Origin of the sequence: Rhizobium sp. B230/85 (assembly GCF_019355735.1) — a bacterium.
GTDB classification, from domain to species: Bacteria; Pseudomonadota; Alphaproteobacteria; order Rhizobiales; family Rhizobiaceae; genus Rhizobium; species Rhizobium rhododendri.
The window spans coordinates 1,144,933-1,170,471 of record NZ_CP072157.1 but is presented as its reverse complement, the minus strand read 5'-3'; the positions used below and the strand labels follow the sequence as shown (position 1 = coordinate 1,170,471).

22 protein-coding genes are annotated in these 25,539 nt (G+C 61.1%); 8 read left to right on the top strand and 14 right to left on the bottom strand.

The annotated features are described in order from the left end of the window. Positions 1-200: 200 nt before the first annotated feature. The 7 genes from J5289_RS23405 to J5289_RS23375 all read right to left on the bottom strand — a co-directional run bounded on the left by J5289_RS23405 (position 201) and on the right by J5289_RS23375 (position 8,037). Positions 201-521 (bottom strand): hypothetical protein, encoded by a 321-nt coding sequence (locus tag J5289_RS23405; protein ID WP_142832181.1) that lies wholly within the window; start codon positions 519-521, stop codon positions 201-203. 56 nt (positions 522-577) lie between these two features. Continuing rightward, entirely contained in the window at positions 578-949 is a 372-nt protein-coding gene (locus tag J5289_RS23400; RefSeq protein ID WP_142832182.1) for a response regulator, read from the bottom strand. A 185-nt stretch (positions 950-1,134) separates the two neighbouring features. Next, positions 1,135-2,487 carry an LLM class flavin-dependent oxidoreductase gene (locus J5289_RS23395; protein WP_142832183.1) on the bottom strand — a complete coding sequence of 451 codons (1,353 nt, stop codon included), beginning with the start codon at positions 2,485-2,487 and terminating at the stop codon, positions 1,135-1,137. A gap of 1,161 nt (positions 2,488-3,648) precedes the next feature. Then, the gene (locus J5289_RS23390; RefSeq protein WP_209186496.1) at positions 3,649-4,668 is read right to left on the bottom strand and encodes a LacI family DNA-binding transcriptional regulator; all 1,020 of its coding nucleotides are present in this window, start codon (positions 4,666-4,668) and stop codon (positions 3,649-3,651) included. Positions 4,669-4,782: 114 nt separating this feature from the next. Further along, on the bottom strand, positions 4,783-5,793 hold the full coding sequence (locus J5289_RS23385; protein ID WP_374108311.1) for a zinc-dependent alcohol dehydrogenase family protein: 1,011 nt from the start codon (positions 5,791-5,793) through the stop codon (positions 4,783-4,785). Between the two features lie 42 nt (positions 5,794-5,835). Then, positions 5,836-6,606, bottom strand: a complete 771-nt coding sequence (locus tag J5289_RS23380; RefSeq protein WP_142832184.1) for an L-iditol 2-dehydrogenase — start codon at positions 6,604-6,606, stop codon at positions 5,836-5,838. A 117-nt stretch (positions 6,607-6,723) separates the two neighbouring features. Continuing rightward, positions 6,724-8,037: a sugar ABC transporter substrate-binding protein gene (locus tag J5289_RS23375; RefSeq protein ID WP_161991023.1), complete on the bottom strand. Its 1,314-nt coding sequence runs from the start codon at positions 8,035-8,037 to the stop codon at positions 6,724-6,726. Between the two features lie 312 nt (positions 8,038-8,349). On the opposite strand from J5289_RS23375, the gene J5289_RS23370 reads away from it, so the two are divergent. Both J5289_RS23370 and J5289_RS23365 read left to right on the top strand, forming a co-directional pair. Then, complete coding sequence (locus J5289_RS23370) at positions 8,350-9,339, top strand: sugar kinase (RefSeq protein ID WP_209207154.1); 990 nt, start codon at positions 8,350-8,352, stop codon at positions 9,337-9,339. After that, positions 9,339-10,643 carry a D-tagatose-bisphosphate aldolase, class II, non-catalytic subunit gene (locus J5289_RS23365; RefSeq protein WP_209207155.1) on the top strand — a complete coding sequence of 435 codons (1,305 nt, stop codon included), beginning with the start codon at positions 9,339-9,341 and terminating at the stop codon, positions 10,641-10,643. Before J5289_RS23370 ends, J5289_RS23365 begins: the two co-directional genes overlap by 1 nt. Positions 10,644-10,728: 85 nt before the next feature. Here J5289_RS23365 and J5289_RS23360 read toward each other — a convergent pair whose 3' ends face one another. Next, complete coding sequence (locus J5289_RS23360; protein WP_142832187.1) at positions 10,729-12,057, bottom strand: dicarboxylate/amino acid:cation symporter; 1,329 nt, start codon at positions 12,055-12,057, stop codon at positions 10,729-10,731. A gap of 232 nt (positions 12,058-12,289) precedes the next feature. Between J5289_RS23360 and J5289_RS23355 the strand changes: the two genes are divergently transcribed. Further along, positions 12,290-14,149, top strand: coding sequence for an ATP-binding protein (locus J5289_RS23355; protein ID WP_247750710.1), 1,860 nt, complete (start codon positions 12,290-12,292; stop codon positions 14,147-14,149). Beyond that, positions 14,146-15,495: a sigma-54 dependent transcriptional regulator gene (locus J5289_RS23350; RefSeq protein ID WP_142832189.1), complete on the top strand. Its 1,350-nt coding sequence runs from the start codon at positions 14,146-14,148 to the stop codon at positions 15,493-15,495. Before J5289_RS23355 ends, J5289_RS23350 begins: the two co-directional genes overlap by 4 nt. 11 nt (positions 15,496-15,506) lie before the next feature. On the opposite strand, the gene hydA is transcribed toward J5289_RS23350, so the two are convergent. The 5 genes from hydA to J5289_RS23325 all read right to left on the bottom strand — a co-directional run bounded on the left by hydA (position 15,507) and on the right by J5289_RS23325 (position 20,513). Further along, the gene (gene hydA / locus J5289_RS23345) at positions 15,507-16,916 is read right to left on the bottom strand and encodes a dihydropyrimidinase (RefSeq protein ID WP_209207157.1); all 1,410 of its coding nucleotides are present in this window, start codon (positions 16,914-16,916) and stop codon (positions 15,507-15,509) included. A gap of 29 nt (positions 16,917-16,945) precedes the next feature. Beyond that, positions 16,946-18,208: a cysteine desulfurase-like protein gene (locus tag J5289_RS23340; protein WP_209207158.1), complete on the bottom strand. Its 1,263-nt coding sequence runs from the start codon at positions 18,206-18,208 to the stop codon at positions 16,946-16,948. 30 nt (positions 18,209-18,238) lie between these two features. After that, complete coding sequence (locus J5289_RS23335; RefSeq protein ID WP_142832192.1) at positions 18,239-18,976, bottom strand: amino acid ABC transporter ATP-binding protein; 738 nt, start codon at positions 18,974-18,976, stop codon at positions 18,239-18,241. Next, positions 18,973-19,647: an amino acid ABC transporter permease gene (locus J5289_RS23330; protein ID WP_143123379.1), complete on the bottom strand. Its 675-nt coding sequence runs from the start codon at positions 19,645-19,647 to the stop codon at positions 18,973-18,975. The genes J5289_RS23335 and J5289_RS23330 overlap by 4 nt, the downstream gene beginning before the upstream one ends. Before the next feature lie 68 nt (positions 19,648-19,715). Further along, entirely contained in the window at positions 19,716-20,513 is a 798-nt protein-coding gene (locus tag J5289_RS23325) for an ABC transporter substrate-binding protein (protein ID WP_209207159.1), read from the bottom strand. Between the two features lie 173 nt (positions 20,514-20,686). On the opposite strand from J5289_RS23325, the gene J5289_RS23320 reads away from it, so the two are divergent. Further along, positions 20,687-21,376, top strand: a complete 690-nt coding sequence (locus J5289_RS23320) for a FadR/GntR family transcriptional regulator (RefSeq protein WP_142832195.1) — start codon at positions 20,687-20,689, stop codon at positions 21,374-21,376. Positions 21,377-21,523: 147 nt separating this feature from the next. After that, a complete protein-coding gene (locus tag J5289_RS23315) occupies positions 21,524-21,937 on the top strand; it encodes a universal stress protein (protein ID WP_142832196.1) in 414 nt (137 codons plus the stop codon). A gap of 24 nt (positions 21,938-21,961) precedes the next feature. Here J5289_RS23315 and J5289_RS23310 read toward each other — a convergent pair whose 3' ends face one another. Then, entirely contained in the window at positions 21,962-22,594 is a 633-nt protein-coding gene (locus J5289_RS23310; protein ID WP_142832197.1) for a TetR/AcrR family transcriptional regulator, read from the bottom strand. Between the two features lie 288 nt (positions 22,595-22,882). Here J5289_RS23310 and J5289_RS23305 point away from each other — a divergent pair, with 288 nt between their 5' ends. Together J5289_RS23305 and J5289_RS23300 are read left to right on the top strand one after the other, a co-directional pair. Next, positions 22,883-24,460 (top strand): ABC transporter substrate-binding protein, encoded by a 1,578-nt coding sequence (locus J5289_RS23305; protein WP_143123378.1) that lies wholly within the window; start codon positions 22,883-22,885, stop codon positions 24,458-24,460. Positions 24,461-24,590: 130 nt separating this feature from the next. Next, the gene (locus tag J5289_RS23300; protein WP_142832199.1) at positions 24,591-25,538 is read left to right on the top strand and encodes an ABC transporter permease; all 948 of its coding nucleotides are present in this window, start codon (positions 24,591-24,593) and stop codon (positions 25,536-25,538) included. The last annotated feature ends 1 nt before the right edge of the window (position 25,539 follow it).

The following is a 25,539-nucleotide window of genomic DNA, read 5'->3' as shown; positions in this document are numbered from 1 at the left end:
AATGAATATTGCATATAGGCGCATGTTAGCGATTTGCATTGCTTCTATTCATATTTCTAGGGTTTCTGCCTGAAGCTAATAACATACCGTTGCGAACTTGCCACAATGCCTGCACCGGCCTCAACCACAGCAACGTAACGCTACTTCAGCATGCAACTCCGGCAAGCGCTGATGCGTTTTGCGAGAGTACAAGCTGGTTATTAGCGGCTATCTTCGGGCTTTTCGGACAGCAGCTTTGCCACTTCTTCCAGCAATTCGTGCCGGTCCATGAGTCGGTGGTTGTGTTCGAGGCTGAGCGGATCCTCGGCTTCATCGCCACCCGCCACCTTTGCATTGACACTCAGTCTTTGCTTCAGCAGGTCCTGGTAGCGCTGCGCGATGTCGGACATTTTCAAACCGCCATCGACCCAGGCTTCCAGCCAGCCGCGCAGGATGGGATCGGCGTCGATGGGAACGCCGGCCCCACGGAATTTCTCGAGAGTGTTCGCCAATATGTCGGCACGTGTGTGCTGCGTAGTCATAGATGCGTTTCAAGCCTGTCATGAGATTTGCGGCAGATGGATAGAAGCAGTTCCGCCTAGGATGCGCGCGCGCGCCGCTTGCCCTGTATGATGGACAAGGACTTCAACAATGCCGCCTCTATCTTCCCAAGGCTCTGCGGTTTCGGCACGACGCAGACGGCGCCGGAGAAATCAGCGACCATCTCCGGATTCCCCGTCATGAAAATCACTTCGATCCCGTATCGATCGATCAGTTCGCGGGCAATTTTAGGACCTGTCGGACCATCCGCGAGCTGTATGTCGACAAGGGCAATGTCGGCTTTGGGAGCCAGAGCCAGCGCCTCGACCTGCGTGCGCGCCAGCCCAGCAATCTCGAATCCATTATCGAGGACGAGATTTTCGAGGTCGAACGCGATGATCGGTTCGTCCTCAACCACTAAAACTTTCATGTCTACTCCACCCTAACGATCGCTGCCGAAGTAGGCATCCTCAGGAACACTTCAAGAGTTGATAACGTCTTGTTTATGTGCAGCCGTCTGGGACGGTCCGAAAGCGGACGGTGGAGCGGCGGGCATCATCCGGCGTTCTGGTGCCGGCGCCAAAGCCCAGGCAATTGGGCTGCGGCGCCCCTCGTTCAACCCTTGTTTCGGGCCGCCGTGTAGCGGTTGACCGGCATCGACAGGCCGAGATTTTCGCGCAGCGTCGGGCCCTCATATTCCTCCCGGAACAGGCCGCGCCGGCGCAATTCCGGCAGCACCAGTTCGGTGAAGTCGGTGAGGCTGGACGGCAACGTCGGGAACATCAGGATGAAGCCATCGGCGGCACGTGTCTCGAACCATTCCTCCATGAAGTCGGCAATCTGGGTTGGCGTGCCCGTAATACCGTTGCCGGTATGTTTCTCGGCATAGTGCCGGACAAGTTCGCCGACGGTGTGGCCCTTGTTGACGAAATCCACCAGCTCGTCGAACAGCGCCTTGGAGCCGCGCGGCGTTGTCGGCAGCCGGTCCATGGGGAAGGGCTGGTCGAGCGGCACGCCGGTGAGATCGGCCTCGAGAAATTCGGACAGCATCAGCCGGCCGACATCGGGATGCAGCTTGTCGATCATGAAATCGACCTTGGCCTGCGCCTCGGCCATGGTCGCGCCGACATTCAGCACCACTCCCGGCATGATCTTCAGGTCGTCCTCGCTGCGTCCATAGGCGGCCATGCGTCCCTTGACGTTCTTGTAGAAGGCGCGGCTACGGTCGATATTGGAGGCAAGGCCGAACACCACCTCGGCGGTGCGGGCAGCGAGATCCATGCCGGCCTCGGAACCGCCGGCCTGTGCGATGACCGGACGACCCTGCGGCGAGCCGGCAATGTTGAGCGGCCCCCGGACCTGAAAATGCTTGCCCTTGTGGTCGAGCGTATGCAGCTTGTCCTTATCGTAGTAGATGCCGCTTTCCCGGTCGCGCAACAGCGCATCCCGCTCGAAACTGTCCCATAGGCCGAACACGACATCGACAAACTCCGTCCCGCGCTCGTAGCGCACCGCATGCGGATCGAGGCCCTCGCGGTTGAAATTATAACCCGTTTCGTTGTGGTCGGACGTAACGACGTTCCAGCAGGCGCGACCTTTCGACAACTGGTCGATGGAGGCGAAGATGCGGGCAACGTTGTAGGGCTCGTAATAGCTGGTGGAAACCGTTCCCACCAAGCCGAGATGGGTGGTGGTGACAGCCAACGCCGAAAGCAGCGATGTCGGCTCGAAGCGGTTCATCTTGGTCGGCTGGCGCGCCAGCGCATCGGCATCGCCGACGGCCGAGGCCGCGGAGTCGGCGAGGAACATAAAATCGAACTTCGCCTCTTCCGAGAGCCTCGCGATGTTGAGAAAATGACTAAACTCGTTCGCACCGTTGACATCACTGTCGGGATGCAACCATGCCGCGGGATGAAATCCAAACGTATAGACAAATGTCCCGAGCTTCAGCTTATCGTGACGCGCCATCGGTTCTGTTCCTTGCATGGTAAAGCCTGGCCTGCAGACCGCAGGGACCCCGATGCTATTGCTGCCCGCACCATTGAACAAGCCGCCAACCGCACCCCGCCCGCACTTTCCCGTACTTTCCCCTGGCAGGATGAGAGAGCAGGGGAGGGGCGAGTGTGACGGGTCAGGAACGAGGGAGCGGGACGCAAATCGGGCAACGCGCTGGAATATGATGCGTATCCAAGCGCCCGAACCCAATAAAACATATATCCATAATTGCCGAACCCTTGAAGGTCCGACCTCGCCTGGGGTGCCCCCCACTTTCCCTCGTCACAGGAATGGGGGAAGTCAGGAGGCAGATCAAGCAAGGCATTGGAAACTCGAATTTATCGCGGTGTCCAACTCTGTGAAAGAAGGATCACTGCTGCCACGTATTCTAAGATCCAACCTTGCCTGGGATGCTCCCCAGACCCTAATCCTGTGCTCGTCACGGGGATCCAGTCACGGCGCGTCTGCGCCGTGACTGGATCCCCGTTGGTGGAGAAAGTGCTTATCGCCTAGGGACTTGGGCGGCTGGATTCCTATGACGGGCACAGGAATGAGGGTAGGCGGCGGTGGTTCTTTGCGGTTGATCTTTCTCACCGACACACACTCCTCTCTCGCTTCCCTCCATCGCCCCTGCTCGCAGCACCTCATGGGGATAAACCGTTGGGATTTTCGTTTGGAAAGAATGCCGGCATCATATTTTCATCCCCGTGCTTTCGTCCCGCTCTATAATCACTCGTTCCGCCATCGGATACACCGGTCTGCGTTGCCGGCGAGGTGGGGACGGATCTTGAAGGGGTTGCCGTCTACGCAGGCACTCCTTCAAGGGTCCGCAGAAAGTGGATCCCTTTGGGCCCCTAAGCTCGGCGTGCCTGTGTGGCATAACTCCGGCAGCTTTTCCCTCAACGGGACCTGGGTCGGAAACAGAGGATCCGGAGTTGCGGATAAAAAGTGTCGAACGGGGCACATCGCGTGTCACTTCACTAAAAAATCATCAGGCACACGGTGTGCCCCGGCCATCAGAATTTCATGACACGGACCGAAAGGCCTCGTGAACGGGGAGGCGTGGGCCAATCTACGAGAAGCCATGCAGACGACAATTGCAGGTAACCAAGCCCTTGGATCAAACCGATGCCATCACGCGGAACTGCGCAGCATGAGTTCGGCATTGAGCAGGATGCGTTCCTCGACGGTAGCCGACGGCGTGGAGGCTGTGGATTCGCCGAGCTTGTTGAGTAGGAGTTCGATGGCGAGCTTGCCGATCTCGTTGTAGTTCTGCGCAACCGTGGTGATCGGCGGACAGGCGTAGCGCGACAGCGGATGATCGTCATGGCCGGCAACGCGCAGGTCGCAATCGGCGCCGTGCCCGACCCGCATTCCCTTCTGATAAGCGGCGGAAATAACGCCGAAGGCGACGCGGTCGTTGGCGCAAAGGATGGTCCTGGAGGGAAAGCCGCATGTCGACGCCAGGATACGGTTTGCCTCCTCGAAACCAAAACGCTCGAAATCCCAGCTTGCAACGGGGGACAGCCCCACGAGTTCGGGGGTGAGGCGGAACTGCTCCATTGCCTCGATATAGGCAAGGCGCCTGGTCGCGGCATTGGTGTTGACGTCAGGCATTCCGAAATAGCAGGGCGGCTCGCCGGAGCGGCAGAGGTAATCGACGATGAGGCTGAAGCTCTGGCGGTTGTTGGTGCCGACGAAAGCAGAGGTCTCGTCGAGCGGCGAGTCCACATAGACGAGGGGAATGCTCTGGCCGAGCTGCTGCAGCGTCGCGTGGTGCGATTCTATCCCGAGCGGCGCGATGATGGCGCCGGCAACATTCAGCGACTTGAAGGTCTTGATCGCCTCGTCCTCCATTCCGGCCTTGCCATCCGAGGACAGCACGAAAGCCAGAAAGCCGGCCTCGTTGGCGATGAGTTCGATCCGACGGGTGAGCGCCATGTAGAACGGATCGGTCGAATTCGGGATGATGACGCCGATGATATTGCTGCGCCGGCGGTTGAGGTTGACGGCGAACATGTTGGGACGAAAGCCGGATTTCTTCAGCGCATCCTCGATGAGATCCCGCGTCTTGCGACGCACCGAGCTCGGATCGTTGAAGTATTTCGACACGGTCGGACGGGACAGGCCGACGAGTTCGGAAAAATCCTCCATCGTCCTTATCGGTTTCGCCACATTGTCTCTCCCATCGATCAGGAGTTCACCTGTAGATCACTCGTAACCGGGCGAAAAGCCGGAATCGGCAAGCAATCGAGGCCAGAAAGTCACTTAGTCGGCGACATATTGTACCTTCATGGTCGCCGCGTCCTTCGAGTTGCTGGTTAGGTACGACAGCACCTCGGCGAGGGGCAGTCGGTGCGACACAAGCCGCCCCATCCGATCCGCATCCCGCTTCAGAATCGCAAGTGCATCGGGAATGGTCCTGTTCAGCGAATGGGAACCGACAAGCTTCAACTGCCGCCTGAAAATCTCGAACGGTGCGATCGACACCCGGGCATCCGGCGCGCAGACGCCGAACACCAGCATGGTGCCGCCATCGGCGGTAAAATCGGCCATGCCCTCGACGACAGCGGGAATTCCCGTGGCATCGGCGACAAAATCGAATTGGCGTCGGGAGCGGGCCAGATCCGCCGACCCAGAGACGGCGGTGGCAAGTCCGAGGCTACCGGCAAAGTCGAGACGACGTTCGTTGATGTCGGCAACCGTCACGGCGGCGACGCCCTCGGCCTTCAGCGAGAGGGCGAGCAGCAGCCCGATCGGCCCGGCACCGAACACCAGTGCCGTCTGCGTGCCGTGGGCACCGGTGACAAGGTTGGCACTGCGGAGACCGTTGAGGACGCAGCCGAGCGGCTCGGCAAGTGCTGCGAGCTCGAAGGGCATGTCGCCGATCTGGTGCAGGTGCCCGGCGTCGACGGCGCTGTAGGCTGCAAAACCGCCATTGTGGGTGACCCCGTAGGCCTTCAGCGTCCGGCAGAGATTGCCGAGCCCCTTCAGGCAGGCGTCACAATGCCCGCAGGTGAGGTTGGGATCGACGACCACGCGGGCGCCGACCTTGACCGACCGCACATCGTCCGCGACAGCCTCGACGACGCCGGCATATTCATGGCCAGGTACCACTGGAAAATGCCCCTCGCCATAGCGGCCGTAGAGAACGTCGATATCCGTGTGGCACAATCCGGATGCCTTGACCCGGATCAGCGCCTGGCCGGGCAAGAGCGTCGGCATCGGCAGGTCGGCGATATCGGCAACGCCGAGGGCCGTATAATTGATGGCTTCCAAGACGTCCTCCCGCACGCTTTCAGACGATGGCCGACCGTAAGGTCAGCTCATCCAGTTTCCGCCGTCGACATTGTAGGTCTGGGCGAGAATGTAGTCGCTTTCGGAGGATGCGAGAAAGACAGCGATACCCTTGAGATCGTCGGGTGTCGCGAAGCGGCCGATCGGCACGGACTTGGCGACGGCTGCCTTTTTCTCGCCGGGCTGCAGGCCTTCCCACTTGGCGAAGCTGGCGTCGACGACATCCCACATTTCGCTGTCGACGACACCGGGGGCGATGGCGTTGACGTTGATGCCGTGCTTGACGAGGGCGAGCGCCGCAGACTGGGTGGCCGAGATGATCGCCGCCTTGGAGGCGCAATAGAGGGTCACCAGCGCTTCGCCGCGACGACCTGCCTGGCTCGCCATATTGATGATCTTGCCGCCGCGACCGCGTGCGATCATGGCGTTGGAGACCGCTTTCATCATGAACAGCGGCGCCTTGAGATTGATGTCGAAGATGCGCTCATAGCTCTGCTCGGTAATCTCGTTGATCGGCGCCATGTCGAAGATGGCGGCATTGTTGACGAGGATGTCGATGCCGCCGAACTCCTCATCGACCGACTTGACGACGCTCTCGATGGCCGAAAGATCGGTGACATCGAGCTTCACGGCGCTGGCGCGATCGCCGATGACAGCGGCGGCCTTGGTGGCACGGTCGATGTCGATGTCGGCGATAACGACCCGCGCTCCTTCCTTGACGAAGGCTTCTGCAAAACCAAGGCCGATACCGCGGGCACCGCCGGTAATCAGCGCGACTTTGTCCTTCAATCTCATAACACGCTCCAAATTCTAGATACTAACGAATGTCTGCCGGAAAGCCCTGGCTTTGGGAAGGTTAAACTTCCAGCGCCCGGGAAGGTGCTCGCGGCGGCAAGCCGCGAGCACTATCGATCATTTCGGATAGCCAGCCTTCTTCATATCGCGCTCGACCTGTTTCTGGGCATTGTCGAGGGCGGCGGTGACGGTCTGCTGACCGGCAAGCGCGGACGATATCTGCTGGCCGACGATGGTGCCGATGCCCTGGAACTCAGGAATGGCGACGAACTGGACGCCGGTGTAGGGCACCGGATCCTTCGTGGCCTTGGTCGGATCGGCCGACAGGATGGCCTTCAGCACGGCGGCGGCAAATGGCGCTGCCTTCTGGTACTCCGGCAGGTCATAGGTCGATTTGCGCGTGCCCGGCGGCACGGCGACCCAACCTTCCTTCTCTCCCACCAGCTTCACATAGTCCTTGGAGGTCGCCCATTTGACGAACGACTTGGCGGCCTCGACCTTGGTCGATGTTGCCGGGATCGCCAGGTTCCACGACCACGACCAGCTGGCGCCGTTCGGGGTGACCGCTATCGGGGCGGCCGTGAAAGCGATCTTGTCGGCGACTTTGCTCTGTTTCGGATCGAACACGCGGCCGGCGGCCGACGTCGCGTCGATCCACATGGCGCAATGGCCGGTCGCAAACAGCGCCTGGTTTTCATTGAAGCCATTCGATGTCACACCGGGAGGACCGTATTTGGTCAGCAGCTCGACGTAGTCGGTGACGGCCTTCTTCCAGGGTGCCGAATTGATCTGCGGCTTCCATTTCATGTCGAACCAGCTGCCGCCATAGGTGTTGATCATGGTTCCGAGGAACGCCATGTTCTCGCCCCAGCCCGGCTTGCCGCGAAGGCAGATACCGTACTGCTCCTTCGACTTGTCGGTGAGCTTGGCCGCGTATTCCTTGATCTGGTCGTAGGTCGGCTGCTCCGGCATCTTGAGACCGGCCGCATCAAACAGGTCCTTGCGGTACAGCGTGAACGAGCTTTCGGTGTAGAACGGTACTGCGTAGAGCTTGCCGTCGACTGTCAGGCCGGCCTTGATCGGTGCCAGAAGGTCGTCGTAGTCATAGTCGCTGCCGAGATCGCCAACCGGCTCCAGCCAGCCGGACTTGCCCCAGATCGGCGCCTCGTAGCCACCGATGGTCATGATGTCAAACTGGCCGCTCTTCGTGGCAATGTCGGTGGTCAGCTTCTGGCGAAGGACATTTTCCTCGAGCACCACCCAGTTCAGCTTGTTGCCCGTCTTCTTCTCCCACTCGGGCGCCAGCTTCTGCATGATGATCATGTCACCGTTGTTGACGGTGGCAATCGTCAGTTCCTCGGCCTGGGCCATTCCCGCCATCAGGCCGATGCCGACGGCGGATGCGGTCAGCGTGCGAATAATTGTTGTCATGACTGCGTTTCTCCTCCCGAAAGAAAACCTACACATAAAATTACATGCGTAAAGTTTTATCGCAACGAAGCGCGCTGCTGTCAATCGACCGGAGATGGCCGCTGCCGAATTTTCGGTCATATGTTGAAAATCACTTAGCATAATGGCTGTTTCGTTTGTTTGATTGCGCTTACCTGCACAGGCGATAGGCAATTCGTAAGGCGTGCTTTAATTTACTCGCGTCAAATTCTGTTGACTCGCGATTTCCCTTTCTTTAGCCAAGACGGACCGCCGCATTGCATTATCCGTCCTTGGCGGGGCGAGGGAGGTAAGATGTCTGCTTTACAGACCGGAGGGCTTGCGCCTGAAGCGCTCGGGCCGACGATCACGATCGGCGAAATCCTGGTGGAGATCATGGCAACGACGGTCGGCCACGGTTTTCTGGAGCCGCAGGCCCTGATCGGCCCCTTTGCCAGCGGCGCGCCCGCGATCTTCATCGACCAGGTCGCGCGCATGGGCGGATCGGCTGGCATCATCGCCAGCGTCGGTAACGACGATTTCGGCAAGCTCAATATCGACAGGCTGCGGCGCGACGGTGTCGACGTCTCAGCCATATCTGTCATCGGCGATCTCCCAACGGGGAGCGCTTTCGTACGTTACCGGCCGGATGGTGCCCGCGATTTCGTGTTCAATATCGCCAGCTCCGCTGCCGGCCGGATCCAGCTGACGGCGCCTGCAACGGCGCTGATCGAGCGCAGCGGCCACTTGCATGTCATGGGATCGGCTTTCGCCATTCCGGGCGCCTCCGACATCATCCATTTTGCTGTCTCGGCGATAAAGGCCCGCGGCGGCTCGGTATCCTTCGACCCTAATGTTCGCAAGGAACTGGCGAATGGCGGGGAGGGCAGGCAGCTGCTCGACGATATGCTCGCCGTCACCGACCTCCTGCTCCCGTCCGACGACGAACTGCTGATCGCAGCCGATACCAGCGACGAACCGACGGCCATCGACAAGCTCCTTGGTATTGGCATTGGCGAGATCGTGCTGAAGCGCGGCCGCCATGGGTCTTCCTGTTTCGCACCCGGCTCGCCGCCGCTTCATGCAGCCGCCTTCGCGGTTTCCGAAGTCGATCCGACCGGCGCCGGCGATTGTTTCGGCGCCACCTATCTTACTGCCCGGCGAATGGGCTCGACGCCGGAGCGTGCGCTGTTGCTGGCCAACGCCGCCGGCGCCCGCAACGTCACGCGGCAAGGGCCGATGGAAGGTGTCTCCAGCCTTGAGGAACTGCAGGAATTTGCGCGAACCACACCGAGGGTGATCTGATGAACCAGCTGCTGACACGCCTCGCTTCTTCCCGGCAAGAGGGCTCGCCGTTCGGCATCACCTCTGTCTGCTCCGCCCACCCGACGGTGCTGCGGGCAGCGTTGCGCCGCGCCAGAAACAACGGCCGGCAGGTGCTGATCGAGGCAACGTGCAACCAGGTCAACCAGTTTGGCGGCTACACCGGCATGACGCCGGCAGACTTCATCGGCTTCGTCTGCGGGATCGCCGCAGACGAAGGCCTCGAGCGCTCCCGCATCCTTTTCGGCGGCGATCATCTCGGTCCAAACCCCTGGAAGAAAGAGACTGCCGAGGCGGCCATGTCGAAATCTGAGACGCTGGTCCGACACTACGTTCTGGCAGGCTTCAGCAAGATCCATCTGGATACGTCAATGGCTTGCGCCGGCGAGCCAGCGAGCCTCGGCGACCGGATCATCGCCGAGCGGGCAGCCCGCCTTGCCGCAGTCGCCGAGCAGGCCGCCCGGGCCAACGGCCTCGCCATGCCGGTCTACGTGCTCGGCACCGAGGTACCGACACCCGGCGGCGCCGACCACGCCCTCGATACAGTGGCGCCGACTTCAGCCCTTGACGCACGTTCGACCATCGAGATCCACCGCGAGGTATTCGAGCGGGCAGGACTTGCCGATGCCTTCTCCCGGGTAATCGCCTTCGTCGTCCAGCCCGGCGTCGAATTCGGCAATGCCAACGTCATAGCCTACAGGCCAGAAGCGGCATTCGATCTCGGCGCTGTCCTCGACGCGGTCCCGCAATTTGTCTTCGAGGCCCATTCCACTGACTACCAGACCGTCGAGGCGCTGTCGGCTTTGGTGCGCGATGGCTATCCGATCCTGAAGGTCGGACCGGGCCTGACTTTTGCCTACCGCGAATCGCTGTACGGGCTCGACCTGATCGCGTCGGAACTGGTCCCGGGCTATGGCGACCGGTCGCTTATGCAAGCCATGGAAGACACGATGCTCGCCGATCCCACGAACTGGCTTGGCCATTATCATGGGAAGGGGAATGCGCTGAGAGTGGAGCGGCATTACAGTTACAGCGACCGGATCCGCTATTACTGGGGCAAGCCGCAAGCGACGGAAGCAGTGGAAAATCTGCTGCTGGCGTTGCGGGGGGTCGTCATCCCGGAAACCGTCGCCAGGCAGTTCCTACCGAGCCTTGTCATTCCGTCGGGGCGGCCGATAGATGCCGAACTCGTTCTCATCCAGTCTGTCGATGCCGTCCTTGAGACGTACGACGCCGCGTGCCTGGAGCAACCGACGTCGGCTCGATGCGGCGGAGACATCGCTTAGCGCATCGGCGGATAGGTGATTTTCAGGGGGGGGGCATGGCGATCGAGGTGCGAGCGCCATGCCGAAGATCATTAGATGCCTGGGATCACTCTGCGGCCTGCAACGCGGGGATCTCGGGGGTACCCGAAAGCTCCCCCCTCATCGCGGCCGCAAACTGGACTTCGTCCAGCTCGTTTTCCCAACGTGCCACGACCACAGTCGCGACCGCATTGCCGACCAGATTGGTCAGCGCACGGCATTCCGACATGAAGCGGTCAATACCGAGGATAAGCGCCATGCCGGCGATCGGCACAGAGGGGACAACCGACAGTGTTGCGGCCAGCGTGATGAAGCCCGCGCCGGTGATGCCTGCAGCGCCCTTGGAGCTCAGCATCGCCACTGCCAGGAGCAGGAGCTGGTCGCCGAGCGTCAGCGGTGTGTCGGTTGCCTGGGCAATGAACAGTGCCGCCAGCGTCATATAGATATTGGTGCCATCGAGATTGAACGAATAACCGGTCGGAATGACCAGCCCGACGACCGACCGCTTGACGCCGGCCCGCTCCATCTTGTTCATCAGGCCCGGCAAAGCAGCCTCCGAGGACGACGTGCCGAGCACGAGCAGAAGCTCTTCCTTGATATAACGGATCAGGTTGAGGATCGAGAATCCGTTGTACCAGCCGACGGCCCCGAGCACGACCAGCACGAACAGGAGCGACGTCAGGTAGAACGTCCCGATCAGGAAGGCGAGATTGGCAATGGAGCCGATCCCGTATTTGCCGATGGTAAAGGCCATGGCACCGAAGGCGCCGATGGGCGCAAAGCGCATCAGGATGGCAACGAGACGAAAGATCGGGGCCGTAAGGGCCTGAAGGAAATCCGAAACCACGCGTCCACGCTCACCGACGGCACCGAGCGCGATGCCAAAGAACACCGAGAAGAACAGCACCTGCAAGATATCGCCCTTGGCAAAGGCGCCGACGATGGTATCGGGGATGATGTTCATCAGGAAGCCGATGATCGTCGCATCGTGCGCCTGGGCGGCATAGGTGTTGACCGCCTTGGTGTCGAGAGTGGCCGCATTGATATGCATGCCCGCGCCGGGCTGCAGGACATTCGACACCACGAGGCCGACGACGAGAGCAAGCGTCGAGAAGATGAGAAAGTAGAGCAGCGCCTTGCCGACGACGCGACCGAACTTCTTCAGGTCCGACATGCCGGCGATACCCGTCGTCACCGTCAGGAAGATGACGGGGGCGATGACCATGCGTACAAGCTTGATGAAGGCATCGCCAAGCGGCTGCATGGAAGCGCCGACCTGGGGATAGAAATGGCCGAGCAGAATACCGGCGGCAATGGCCGTCAGTACCTGCACGTACATCTGTCGATAAAAGGGAAGTTTGCCCTTGGTCGGGCTACCAGCGTCAGGAATTATCACAAGATCCTCCTCTTCGCCCAAACCGATCACTCGGCCCTCCGGGCTGCAAATGACAAGCAGCCCTCCGACTGCAAGCTACATGACTTGCAACATCCATGCCAAACTCCGCAAGCGTCATAAGTGTTTGCGTAAAATAGACTTTGGTGAAAGCCGTTCGGCCAATTGGGCGCTTGTAGTGCGGAAATCCGCACAAAACCGTTGAGGTCTGGCCGGGATTATGCACAGATGCAGCATGCTTCATCGCCCCCAACCTCCCAACCAGACGCCTCTGGACCTTGCCAAGCGACACCGCCGCGTATGGCTTGCCTTTGCTGCTACCAGCGCGCTGGTCCTGACCGTTGTCCTTTATACGGCCGGCGTCTATGGACGGTCGGTTGCAGTACATGCGCTGGCAGACCAGGGGCGGACCGATGCCAATCTGAAAATCGCCTTGCTGCGGGCAGTCCTCGAGCGGCCACGCGCCCTGCCGTTGCTGCTGGCCGACGACCTGCAGGTGCGCGACGCCCTTGCTACCGCCGACGACCAGCCCGTGCGGCTACTGGATCGCAAACTTGAAAGCCTGGTCTCCGGCACCAAGGCCTCCGTGCTCTATGTCATCGACCGAAACGGCATCGCGATTGCCTCCAGCAACTGGCAGGACCAGCTGACATTCGTCGGCAAGGATTACTCCTTCCGCGACTATTTTCGCCGCGCCATTCTCGACGGAACGGCCGAACATTTTGCCCTCGGCAACACCAGCAATCGGCCCGGCCTCTATATCTCCCGCCGCGTCGGAGACCCTCGGTCACCCATCGGCGTGGTCGTCGTCAAGATGGAGTTCGATCAGCTGGAAGCCGACTGGCGCGAGACGGCGCGCCCTGCCTATGTCACCGACGACCGGGGCATCGTCCTTGTGACCAGCATCCCGTCCTGGCGTTTCATGACGGATGCACCGCTGGCAAGCGACCGCCTGTCGGCCATCCGCCGAAGCCTGCAGTTTGGCGACGCGACGCTCACTCCCCTGCCGATCACCGCGCCGGTGGCGCTCGATGCGGATGCCTCGATCGTCCACGCCGTGCTGCCTGGCACCAACGCTGGAGAATATCTGCGCCTGAAAGCGCCGGTGCCCTCGACGCCGTGGACGTTGAACTATCTCGTGCCGACGGACGCTGCGATTGCGACCAATATCCGCGAGGATCGCTTCATCGCGCTTGCCATAGTCCTGCCGGTGCTGGCGCTTGCCGCCTTCCTGTTGCGTCGCCGGCATGTCTCGGCGATGGAGCTTGCCGTCGGTCGTGTGGCCCGCGAGGAGCTGGAGCGGCGTGTGCTGGAGCGCACCGACGATCTCAGCCGCGCGCGAGACCGTCTCGAGGCAGAGATTTCCGGCCACCGAACGACGGAGGCCAAGCTGCAGGTGGTTCAGCAGGAACTCGTCCAGGCGAACCGGCTGGCGATCCTCGGCCAGGTCGCGGCCGGCGTCGCCCATGAAATCAACCAGCCGGTTGCCACCATCCGTGCCTATGCCGACAACGCCCAGATCTTTCTGGAACGCCATCAACCCGGGCCCGCCAGGGAAAACCTCAGCCTGATCGCCTCGCTGACCGAGCGGATCGGCACGATCACGGAGGAACTGAAAGCCTTTGCCCGCAAAGGCCGGACGTCGCCGGTGCCGGTCGATGTCCGCGGCATCATTGAAGGTGCCGTAGTGCTGCTCCGCAGCCGTTTTGCCGGACAAATCGAGGCCCTGGCGATCGACCTGCCGCCACGGGGCATGATGGTCATGGGCACCCGCGTCCGCCTCGAGCAGGTGCTGATCAACCTCTTCCAGAATGCGCTGGAAGCGCTCGAGGGGCGCAACGACGCGCGGGTTGCGGTATCGGTCTGCGAGACAGCGCACGAAATCGCCATCAGCATCGCCGACAACGGGCCGGGCATCGCGCCGGAAATTCTCGATTCGCTGTTTACCCCGTTCAACACCTCGAAGCCCGGGGGCCTTGGTCTTGGCCTCGTCATCTCCAAGGACATCGCGGCCGATTTCGGCGGTCGCATCGATGTCGACAGCGGCGAGACCGGCACGCGCTTCGTCCTCCATCTGCCAAAGGCAACCTCATGAAAGAAGCGCCGCTCATCCTGCTCGTCGACGACGATGCCGACCTGCTGCGGGCAACGGCCCAGACACTTGAACTTGCCGGCTTTTCCGTCAGCGCATTTTCGCGGCCACGCGATGCGGTCGAGGCCCTCGACATCGCTGCCGTCAGCGTCGTCGTTTCGGATATCCGGATGCCGCAGATGGACGGGCTGGAGCTTTTTGCCCGCGTCCAGCAACAGGACGACGACCTGCCGGTGATCCTGATGACCGGCCACGGCGATATCCCGATGGCGGTGCAGGCCATCAAGGACGGCGTCTACGACTTCATTCCGAAACCCTTCGCGGCGGACAGGCTGGTGCAGAGCGTGCGGCGGGCCATCGAGAAACGGCGGCTCGTTCTCGACAACAGGAGGCTGCGCGAAGCAACGGACCAGGCGCAGGACGGCCTGCCGCTGATCGGCCAGACACCGGCGATGGAGCGGCTGCGGCGCACCCTGCGCCAGATTGCCGATACCGATGTCGACGTGCTCGTGACAGGCGAGACGGGTAGCGGCAAGGAGGTCGTGGCAAGCCTGCTGCATCGCTGGAGCCGCCGCTCGAAGGGAAATTTCGTCGCGCTCAATTGCGGCGCGCTGCCGGAAAGCGTGATCGAGAGCGAGCTGTTCGGCCACGAAGCCGGCGCTTTCACCGGCGCCCAGAAGAAGCGCATCGGCCGCATCGAACACTCCGGCGAGGGCACGCTGTTTCTGGACGAGATCGAGAGCATGCCGCAGTCGGCGCAGGTCAAGATGCTGCGGGTGCTGGAGATGCGCGAAGTCACACCGCTCGGCACCAATGACATCCGGCCGGTCGATCTTCGTGTCGTCGCGGCCGCCAAGGTCGACCTGAGCGATCCTGGTCAGCGGCAAGGCTTTCGCGAGGATTTGTTCTATCGGCTCAACGTGGTGACCATCTCCATTCCGCCGCTGCGCGACCGGCGCGCCGACATCCCGCTTCTTTTCGGCCATTTCGTCGATCGCGCCGCCGTCCGGTTCAACAAGCCGCCACCGGCCGTGCCGCCGGACGTACACCGCTATCTCCAGGCGCACCAATGGCCGGGCAACGTCCGAGAACTGGCGCATTTCGCTGAGCGCTTCGTCCTCGGCCTCGCCGACACCGGCCCTGCGGCGCCTGGAACCCATGACGGGTCCAGCCCAATCCTATCGCTGCCTGCGCGGATGGAGCAATACGAAGCCGATCTGATCCGAAGCACTCTCCGGGATCATGACGGCGACATCAGGCTGACGATCGAAGCACTCGGTATCCCCCGTAAGACGTTCTACGACAAGCTGCAAAGGCACGGTATTACGCGCGGAGACTATGTGAAGTAGGGGCTGGCGCCTCAGGCACGCTCGGCGCTGCCACCACCCGGACGCTGGAGGTAGCGGCCCATCTGCTTGGTGCCTTCCAGACTATCGCCGTTGACGATGGTCTTGCCCCGGAGGATGACACGCACCGGCCAGCCGGTGACCTCGAGGCCCTCATAGGGCGTGTAGTCGGCGCCGTGATGCAGGATATCGTTGGTGATGGTTACGGACCGCAGGGGATCCCAGAGAGCGATATCGGCATCCGAGCCGATGGCGATGGTGCCCTTCTGCGGATAGAGGCCGTATTGTTTCGCATGGTTTGTGGACGACAGCGCGACAAAGCGGTTGAGATCGATCCGCCCCTTGCCGACACCCTCGGAGAACAGGATCGGCAACCGCGTCTCGACGCCCGGAATGCCGTTCGGTATCCAGCGGAAATTGCGCTTTCCCTTCTCATTGAGCTTGCCCTGGTCGTCGTCGTAGCGGAACGGGCAATGGTCAGACGAGAACAATTCGAACGTACCGTTCTGCAAGCCTTCCCAGCAGGCGATCTGGCTTTCCGCATCGCGCGGCGGCGGCGAGCAGACGAACTTGGCGCCTTCCAGCTCGGCCGCATCGAGATCGTCAGCGGTCAGCATGAGATATTGCGGGCAGGTTTCGCCGGCGACATTGACGCCGCGTGAGCGCGCCCGCTGGATCTCTTCCATCGCCTGACGATTGGAGACATGCACGATAACGATCGCCGTCTCGACGATTTCGGCAAGCGACAGGGCGCGATGGGTGGCTTCCCGCTCGGCGGCAATCGGCCGGCTGCAGGCGTGGTATTTCGGCGCGAGATCGCCTTGCGCCTCGTGCTTGCCGATCAGAAACTGGATGGCGTCTTCGTTCTCGCAATGGACCATAACGACAGCACCGGACCGTCTTGCGGCGTCGAGCGTATCGAGGATCTGGTCATCGCGAAGCCGCAGGCTTTCATACGTCATAAACACCTTGATCGAGGTGTAGCCGTCATTGACCAGCGCCGGAAGCTCCTGGCCGAGCACGGCCGCGGTCGGGTCGGTGACGACGAGATGAAAGGCGACATCGACGTAGCACTCCCCATCGGCCTTGGCGTGATAGACTTTCAGGCCTTCGCGCAGGCTGGTGCCCTTCTCCTGCATACAGAAAGGCAGCACCGTCGTGTTGCCGCCAAAGGCCGCTGACAACGTGCCGCTGGCAAAATCGTCGGCCATGACGATACCGTCGCCGGAAGGCTGGGCAAGATGTACGTGGCTGTCGATGCCTCCCGGCATGACATAGAGCCCTGTCGCGTCGATAATCTCGGCGGCATCAGCGAGACCAGTCTCAATCGCCGCGATCCGGCCATCGACAATGCCGACGTCGCATTCGAACGTTTCGCTATCGGTTACGACAGTTCCGTTCCTGATGATCGTATCGAACCGCATGCTGCACTCTCTCTTTTTCAGGCTCTTCTTCAGGCTGTCGCGCTGAGCATGCCGACGTTACTGCCAAGGATCGCGTCAAGCGACGCAATCAACCGGTCGACTTCCTCCAGCGTGTTGTAGTGGACCATGGAGACGCGCACCGCCCCATGATATTGCGGCAAGCCGATGTGATCGCCAAGCCGTCGCGCGTGGAAATCTCCGAAGCGGATGGCGATCTTGTGGGCATCCATGGCCTTGCAGATGCTTTCGGAATTGCGCCCCTCGAAGGCAAAGCTGATGGTCGGTATGCGGCTTCCGCGCGCATTATCGCGTTCGCCGAAAATACGGCAGTCGTTGCGGCTGCCGAGATAGCCGAGCAGCCGGTCCGCCAACGCTTTTTCCTGCTTCGCGATGACGTCGAAGGCCGCGACGATCTTTTCACGGAGACTGCCGCTTGCGCCAGCGCGTTCACCGAGTTCGGCAAGATAATCGACGATGCCGGTCAGCGAATAAGCGAGCTCGTAGTTGGCATTGCCGGGCTCGAGCTTTCCGGGTACTTTGTCCCGCCCGTAGAAGAAATGATAGAGCGGATCCAGCTCGAGCAGATGATCGTATTTGCCGTACATCATCGCGTAGTGGGGGCCGTAGGTCTTGTAGAGGCTGAAGACGTAATAATCGACATCCCATGCCTGCACGTCGATGGCGCGGTGTGGCGCGTAGGCGACGGCGTCGACGCAGATGCGGGCGCCGCGTGCATGGACGAAAGCGGCGATCTCGGCGATTGGATTGATCGATCCGAGAATATTCGAGACATGGGTGACGCAGACGAGCTTCGTCCGCTCCGTCATCAACGGCGCGAGATCGGCCATGTCGAGCACGTAGGTCTCGGTATCGAGCGGCCAGAACTTGAGGACGATACCGGCATCCGTCAGACCTTCCCAAGGGCCGATGTTCGATTCGTGGTCGGAGATCGTGACGATGATCTCATCGCCCGGCTTCAGCTGGCTGCGCATGCCCTTCGCCAGGTTCTGCAGCAGGACAGTCGTCGAGCCGCCGAAGACGATTTCCTCGGGACGCGACGCATTGACCAGCAGCATTGCCGCCATACGCCCGTCCGCAAGCGCCTTTGCCGCCTGCAGCGAGACGTCATAGCTGCCACCGATCTGGACGTTCTTGTCATAGAGGAAGCTGGTCATGCGATCGACCGCCGGCTTCAGGATTTGCGAACCACCGGCGTTGTCGAAAAATGTCCATCCGTTGCCGAGCCCTGGAAACTGGCTTCTGGCAAAATCGATGTCGAGGGGGCGTTGCATGAGGTGATCTCTCCCGGAATATTTTGTTTTTCAGTGATTGAGAACGGCGCGCAGGAAGCTTTTGGTGCGCTCCTGTTGCGGCGCGTCGAATATCTCCGCCGGCGTGCCGGCCTCGATGATGCGCCCGCCATCCATGAAGATCACCCTGTCGGCTACCTGGCGGGCAAAGCCCATCTCGTGGGTGACGACGATCATCGTCACGCCGGTGCCGGCGAGCTTGCGCATGACGTCAAGCACCTCGCCGACCATTTCCGGATCGAGCGATGAGGTCGGTTCGTCGAACAACAGCACCCGCGGCTCCATGGCCAGCGCCCGGGCAATGGCGACGCGCTGCTGCTGGCCGCCGGAAAGCTGCTCCGGATATTTGTCAGACTGCTCGGAAATGCCGACACGGGTCAGCAACTCGCGCGCCTTGCGGGCGGCATCCGCAGTTGTCGTGCCGCGCACCCGCATTGGCGCCAGCATGACGTTTTTCAGCACGGTCAGGTGCGGAAACAGGTTGAACGACTGAAACACCATGCCGACTTCGGCGCGGACCTGCGCCAGCGCCTTGCCGCGCTCGACCTTGATGCCGTCAACATGGATTGTGCTCTCCGGTGAAAATCCCTCGAGATGGTTGATGCAGCGGATCAGCGTCGACTTGCCGGAGCCGGATGGCCCAATGACGCAGACCACCTCGCCTTCGCCGATCTCGAGATCGATGCCGTGTAGAACCTCGAAATCGCCGTATGACTTCTTGAGGCCCTGGATGCTGATGATCGGTCTCATGAGCGCCTCCCGACATTGAAGCGTTTCTCAAGCCGGGCAACGATGGTCACCAGCGGCCAGAGGAAGGCGACATAGATAATGGCAGCGCCGATCAACGGAGAGGGGTTGGCCATCAGCGCCTGCGCCTGTGTCGCCTGCTTCAGCAGATCCGGCATGGCGACGACGGAGGCGAGCGCCGTGTCCTTGATGACGTTGATGCAGTTGTTGGTCAGCGGCGGGATGACGATCTTGATCGCCTGCGGCAGGATGACGTCGATCATCATCGGCCGGTAGGAAAGACCCAGCGCCTCCGAAGCCTCGAACTGGCCACGAGGGATAGCCTCGATGCCGGCCCGGAAAATCTCCGCAGTATAGGCAATCGACACGAGTGTCAGGGCTGCCACCGCCGAGAAGAACGGCGAAAAGCGGATGCCGACGAAGGGCAGGGCATAGTAGACGATGATCAACAAAACGAGCAGCGGGATGGACCGAAAGAAATCCGTATAGATCTTGGCGATCGCCCGCACCGGTGCCGGCGCGTAGAGGCGAAGCAGCGCCAGGAACATGCCGCCGACAAGGCCGGCGAAAATGCTGGTGATACCGATCTCCAGCGTCACCCAGAGCCCCGATATCAAAAGTGGAAACGCCCTGATGAGGACAGGAACGTTGAAGAATGTCGTGAAAATATCCATGAAACCGCCGGTCAGATCGTCGGGAAAAGGATGGCGACATCAGCCGCCATCCCCGTCGGGCTAGCCGGTTACTTGGCGGCCGGCATATCCATGACCTTGACCGTCGAGGTGGTGTCTTCGGCCTTTGCGCCGAACCATGTCTGGTGCAGCTTGGCGATATAGCCTTCGCCCTTCAGCGTGGTGATGACGTCGTTGACCTGCTTGGCAAGAGCATCGCCCTTGTTGAACATGATCGAATACTTCTCGCCCGTCGGAATACGCTCGACGACTTTCAGGTTCGGCTTGTCCTTGACGTAATACTGCAGAGCCGGGATGTCGCTGATGTAGCCGTCGATGCGGCCGGCAACGAGATCGAGCATCGCAGGCTGCAAGCCTTCGAAGCGGCGGATTTCGCCGAGCCCGTATTTGCCGGTGTTCTCGGTCGCCCACATGTCGCCGGTGGAACCGGTATCGACACCCACGACCTTGCCCTTCATCCCGGCAAGATCGGCAATGCCGCTGGCTGCCGTCACCGTCAGCGACTGGTCGCTATCGTAGTAGGGCTGGGCGAAGGTGACGGATTCGAGGCGCTTGGGCGTGATGGTGATCGACGAAACGGCCATGTTAATGCGGCCGGATTGCACCGCTGAGAATAGCCCGTTGAACGGGATGTTGACGAACTCGACAGACTTGCCGAGACGCTTGGCAATCTCGGTGACAAGATCGACTTCAAAGCCGACAGTCTTGCCGGTATCGTCCTGGAACTCCCAGGGGACATTGCCGATGTTGGCACCGACCGAGAGATCGGCTGCGAAAGAGATCGAAGATCTGGCAAAGGCCAGGATTGCTGTGAGAATGGTTGTTTTCAGAAATGACGGAGTGCGCATGGGTTCCCCTTGATTTATTTTACCCATCAGTTTTATGTGGTCGAACTGGTCAGACCAGTTCGACCAATCAAGCATGGCGGCCTGGCATTTGCAAGACGGCAATAAAGTAAAATAGAGTTCACGACATTAGTGGCACGACATCATCGGCCGCGCCGGCACAAAGAAGACGTTGAATGCTCACCAGAACACTCGTTCCCCAATCGGCCGCCCGGCTTATCCAGGATATGATCAAGGCCGGGGAGTTGAAGGCAGGACAAAAGATCCCCTCGCAGCGGGAGTTTTCCGTTCGACTTGGCATCAGCCGGGCATCGCTGCGCGAGGCGCTGCTGACGCTCGAAACGCTGGGCCTGCTCAAGACAGAGGCGGGCAGGGGCACCTTCGTGGCCGGCAACCGCCCGTCGGCGACCAACGCCATGGCACCGTGGCGCTACGCCGACAGCTATTCGGTGTTCGATGTCTTCCAGACGCGCATCATGCTCGAAGGCAACATTGCGGCCCTTGCGGCCGGACGGTTGACGGGAGGCCAGCTGCAGGCAATGGAGGACGCGACGAGGACCATGGAGGAGTGCTGGGCCAGCGAGGATCTGCTGACGAATGTCGAAGCCGATCTCGAATTCCATGGCATCATCGCCTCCGGCTGCAGCAATGCAATGCTGCGGGCACTCTACCAGACGGTCCGCGAGCAGCTGACCGAAACGCAGCGACAGCCAATCCCGATCACCGAACCCTCGCGCATGCTGGCATCGGTGGCCGAGCATCGCGCCATCATCGCGGCGCTGAAATCCAACGATGTCGAACGCGCCAGGCTGGCCATGGAAACCCATGTGCGCAACACCGCGCGCTGCGCCGGTCTGTTTCCATGACACGCCACATGACCAGGTTTATTGCGCCGGCTATACAATAGAACGACCAAAACAGCTATTCCGGTTGATCTTTGTCAAAGCCAAGCCGAGGGTGGAAGGTCCAAGTGATCTTGGACGGATCAACTCTCTCTCGGTGGTAAAGACAGCATGTATTCCAGGATAATTTGCGCCATAGGACTAGGCCCGCGTGAAAAGGCGGAACACATGTTGCGTCGCGCATCCGCGCTGCTCGACAGTGATGGCGAGATCATTGCGCTGCACGTCGTGGAATCAGTTCCGCATTACACACCCCAATCCGCGCCATCGAGCGCCGATATGGACTGGATGAGCGACGTCGAGGCAAAGTTAAAATCCCTCTGCTCGCGCCTCAACATCGAAGCCACCTACATGATCAAGGCCGGCCGCGTTGCCCCGACGATCCTCGATGCAGCCCGTGAGCGCAATGCCGACCTCGTCATCGTCGGCACCCATGTGCAGGACATCACGGATGCCCTGTTCGGGTCGATCGTCGACCGCGTCACGCGCGCGGCCAGTTGCTCGGTACTTGTTGATCGCCACTGAAACGACGACCTGAGTTGCCTGCCGTCAGGAGACGGAAATCCCGCGGCAGAATATTGTTACGAACTCCCTGAGGTAGGGCACCCGCGTCAGGGGTCCGACCACAGCCTCGGATCGGTTTGGCGGATAGCCGAGGGCGACGTTCATGAGCATCTGGGCGATCATCGTTGCATCGTCGATGATCAGCCGTCCTTGCGCCTGCTGCTTCAGCAGCCAGGCCGTCAGCCGCTCGGACTCCTTGCTAGTCGTGCACCGGTAGATCTCCCAGAGCTCGGGATGGTCCTGCCCTTGGGTGTATACGATCCGTAGGATGGCATCCCGGTCGTCCAGCTCCGACTCATGACCGTCGGACGGTGGCAGAAGGATCGTCTCGAGGGTCTTGGCAACCGAGCCACCTTCGATTTCATCCGGAATTTCCAGGCGGACGGCAACCTCAACCACCGATGTGAAAAGGTCGCGCTTGCTGGAGAACGCACTGTAGAGCGTGGCCTTGGAGATTGCGCAGCGTGCGGCGATCATTTCCATCGTCGCGTCGACGAAACCCACCTCGATGAAAACCCTGAGGGCGGTCTCGACGATACTTGTCTTGCGGAGATCGGGGTCCAGGCGGGGTCGGCCGCGAGGCAACCGGTGAACCGTTTCATTTTCAGTGACAGACATATCTGTGCCGCTTAAATCTTTATAGCGTGAACGCCGTCACGCCGACGGAGCCGAACAAGCCTGCAAATGCAATGACTGACAAAAGTCATACAGCTAAATATCGAACCGAACCGTACAGTTCGATATACCATAGCGGCGGGCGTTGCAAGTCACATCCTTTCGCGGTGCAGCATGGAGACGGATGCCTCTATGATCGTATGGCGCGACCTCCCATGTGTCAGCGGACTTGCATCGACCCGCAAATTCCGCTGTAGCTTTCCAGATATCGCCGTCAAGGAAAGAATCTCCATGAGGAACTGGACGAGAGCAAGGCGCAACGCATGTGCAGGAGAGCATCTGGCGACGGTCGCGCGCGCATCGTTGATCCGACCGGCTCGACGTCTGGCAATCTGGGGAGCAGTTTCCACCAGCCTTCTGATTTTCGGTCCTGCGCCTGCAGAGGCGGCCAAAAGCTCGCTCGATCTCGGCATGACGATCGAGCCTTCGGGCCTCGACCCGACCATCGCCGCTCCCGTCGCCATCGGCCAGGTCAGCTGGCAGAACATTTTCGAGGGACTGGTCGCGATAGACGAGGCCGGCAAGGTGCAGCCGCAGCTGGCCAAAGGCTGGGAAATCTCGCCGGACGGCCTGACCTATACGTTCCATCTGCAATCCGGCGTCAAATTCCACGACGGCCAGCCATTTGATTCGACAACCGCCAAATTCACCCTGGATCGCGCCCGTGGCAGCAGCTCGGTCAATCCGCAAAAGCGGTTTTTCACCACCATCGCCTCCATCGACACGCCGGATCCGCAAACCCTTGTGCTGCATCTGTCGGCACCGACGGGCAGCCTGCTCTCTTGGCTCGGCTGGCCGGCGGCCGTCATGGTGTCACCCAATTCGGCCGCCGACGACAAGACCAGACCGATCGGCACCGGCCCGTTCAGGTTCGTCAGCTGGGCGAAAGGCGACAGGGTCGAGCTAGAAAGGAACGACAACTACTGGAACAAGACCGTGTCTGTCAGGCTGGACAAGGTGACGTTCCGGTTCATCTCCGATCCGCAGGCCCAGGCCGCGGCGTTGAAGTCCGGCGGCGTGGATGCCATTCCGGAATTTGCGGCACCGGAGCTGATGGCTTCCTTCGCAGGCGACGAGGCGCTTGTGACGAGGATCGGCAACACCGAACTCAAGGTCGTGGCCGGCATGAACAACAGCCAGAAGCCCTTCGACGACAAGCGCGTCCGGCAGGCGCTGATGATGGCGATCGACCGCAAGACGCTCGTCGACGGCGCCTGGTCTGGCCTCGGCACACCCATCGGTAGCCACTACACGCCGAACGATCCGGGCTTTCTCGACCTGACCGCCAGGTGGCCCTACGATCCGCAGAAGGCCAGGGCGCTTCTCGCCGATGCCGGCTACCCCCAAGGCCTTTCCTTCACCATCAAGTCGCCGCAGATGGCGTACGCTTCGCGCAGTGCGGAGATCATCCAGGCGATGCTGGCGGACATCGGCGTGACTGTCACCATCGAGACCACCGAATTTCCGGCCAAGTGGGTGCAGGATGTCATGCAGGACCAAAACTACCAGATGACCATCGTCGCCCATGCGGAGCCGATGGACATCGACATCTATTCGCGCGATCCCTACTACTTCAACTATCGCAACCCGGCCTTCGACGCCTTGATGAAGAAGGTGCAGGAAACCACGGATCCCGCCGAGCAGGCCGCGATCTACGGCAAGGCCCAGACCGTTCTCGCAGACGATGTGCCGGCGCTCTTTCTCTTCGTCATGCCGAAGCTCGGCGTCTGGAGCCGGAAATTGAAGGGGCTCTGGGAAAACGAGCCTGTCCCGTCGAACGTTCTCACCAATGTCTTCTGGGAAGAGTGAGAGCAAGCGTGGCCAAAACCGGAATCAGGACGCTTGAACAGCCGATGGTATTGCCATCCTCCTCGCCGAGCGTATCGGGGCTAGATGGCACACCGTTGCTCGCCCGCTCACGCCGACCGGGAGTGACACCTTGATCGCACTCATTGCGCGGCGCCTTGCCGGCCTCCTCGCGACCCTGATGATTGTCTCGCTGCTGCTCTTCACCGTGGTCGACCTCATGCCGGGCGACCAGGCCTCGATCATGCTCGGCACCTCTGCCTCGCCGCAAACCCTTGCCTCGCTGCGCCACCAGCTTGGCCTCGACCAGCCTCTGCCGCTGCGCTACGGCCATTGGCTGGCCGGCGTTGCAACGGGGGATCTTGGCCAGTCCTCGACCTACGCTGTCCCCGTCGCCGGCCTCATCGTCGAACGGCTGGCCGTCACGCTGCCGCTGGCGCTTGGTGCCGTCCTCATCTCCATGGCCATCGCCATTCCGCTCGGCGCGCTCGCCGCATCGCGCCGGGGTGGGCTGTTCGATTGGATCGCCTCTGTTATCGCCGAGGTCAGCATCGCCGTACCTGCCTTCTGGGTGGCGCTGTTGCTGATCATGCTGTTTTCCACCACGCTCGGGCTGATGCCGTCGGGCGGCTTTCCCGGCTGGAGCGGCGGCTTCTGGCCTGCCGTCAAGGCACTGCTGATGCCGGCCGTTGCCCTGGCGCTGCCGCAGGCGGGGGTGCTAACCCGCGTCACCAGAGCAGCTGTGGTCGATACCACGCACGAGGACTTCACCCGCACGGCAAAGGCAAAGGGCCTCTCCGACAGCGCCGTGCTCTGGCGACATTCCGTGCCGAATGCGATGATCCCCATCCTGACGGTGCTCGGGTTGCAGTTCACCTTCCTGGTGGCGGGTGCCGTTCTCGTCGAAAACGTCTTCAACCTGCCGGGCCTCGGAAGGCTGGCGTTACAGGCTCTATCGCAACGCGACGTCATCGTGCTGCAGGATGTCGTGCTGTTCTTTGCAACGCTCGTGATCGTCATGAACTTCCTCGTTGACCTCTCCTATCTGGCGATCGATCCTCGCCTGCAAAAAGGAGGTTGAG

Excerpts from the sequence above, each read along its gene's own strand:
- J5289_RS23395 (WP_142832183.1), bottom strand. The coding sequence starts at position 2,487 with ATGGCGCGTCACGATAAGCTGAAGCTCGGGACATTTGTCTATACGTTT.
- J5289_RS23375 (WP_161991023.1), bottom strand. The coding sequence starts at position 8,037 with ATGACAACAATTATTCGCACGCTGACCGCATCCGCCGTCGGCATCGGC.
- J5289_RS23325 (WP_209207159.1), bottom strand. The coding sequence starts at position 20,513 with ATGCGCACTCCGTCATTTCTGAAAACAACCATTCTCACAGCAATCCTG.
- J5289_RS23315 (WP_142832196.1), top strand. The coding sequence starts at position 21,524 with ATGTATTCCAGGATAATTTGCGCCATAGGACTAGGCCCGCGTGAAAAG.
- J5289_RS23330 (WP_143123379.1), bottom strand. The coding sequence starts at position 19,647 with ATGGATATTTTCACGACATTCTTCAACGTTCCTGTCCTCATCAGGGCG.
- J5289_RS23405 (WP_142832181.1), bottom strand. The coding sequence starts at position 521 with ATGACTACGCAGCACACACGTGCCGACATATTGGCGAACACTCTCGAG.
- J5289_RS23400 (WP_142832182.1), bottom strand. The coding sequence starts at position 949 with ATGAAAGTTTTAGTGGTTGAGGACGAACCGATCATCGCGTTCGACCTC.
- hydA (WP_209207157.1), bottom strand. The coding sequence starts at position 16,916 with ATGCGGTTCGATACGATCATCAGGAACGGAACTGTCGTAACCGATAGC.
- J5289_RS23320 (WP_142832195.1), top strand. The coding sequence starts at position 20,687 with ATGCTCACCAGAACACTCGTTCCCCAATCGGCCGCCCGGCTTATCCAG.
- J5289_RS23340 (WP_209207158.1), bottom strand. The coding sequence starts at position 18,208 with ATGCAACGCCCCCTCGACATCGATTTTGCCAGAAGCCAGTTTCCAGGG.
- J5289_RS23310 (WP_142832197.1), bottom strand. The coding sequence starts at position 22,594 with ATGTCTGTCACTGAAAATGAAACGGTTCACCGGTTGCCTCGCGGCCGA.
- J5289_RS23390 (WP_209186496.1), bottom strand. The coding sequence starts at position 4,668 with ATGGAGGATTTTTCCGAACTCGTCGGCCTGTCCCGTCCGACCGTGTCG.
- J5289_RS23350 (WP_142832189.1), top strand. The coding sequence starts at position 14,146 with ATGAAAGAAGCGCCGCTCATCCTGCTCGTCGACGACGATGCCGACCTG.
- J5289_RS23365 (WP_209207155.1), top strand. The coding sequence starts at position 9,339 with ATGAACCAGCTGCTGACACGCCTCGCTTCTTCCCGGCAAGAGGGCTCG.
- J5289_RS23370 (WP_209207154.1), top strand. The coding sequence starts at position 8,350 with ATGTCTGCTTTACAGACCGGAGGGCTTGCGCCTGAAGCGCTCGGGCCG.
- J5289_RS23380 (WP_142832184.1), bottom strand. The coding sequence starts at position 6,606 with ATGAGATTGAAGGACAAAGTCGCGCTGATTACCGGCGGTGCCCGCGGT.
- J5289_RS23355 (WP_247750710.1), top strand. The coding sequence starts at position 12,290 with ATGCTTCATCGCCCCCAACCTCCCAACCAGACGCCTCTGGACCTTGCC.
- J5289_RS23335 (WP_142832192.1), bottom strand. The coding sequence starts at position 18,976 with ATGAGACCGATCATCAGCATCCAGGGCCTCAAGAAGTCATACGGCGAT.
- J5289_RS23305 (WP_143123378.1), top strand. The coding sequence starts at position 22,883 with ATGAGGAACTGGACGAGAGCAAGGCGCAACGCATGTGCAGGAGAGCAT.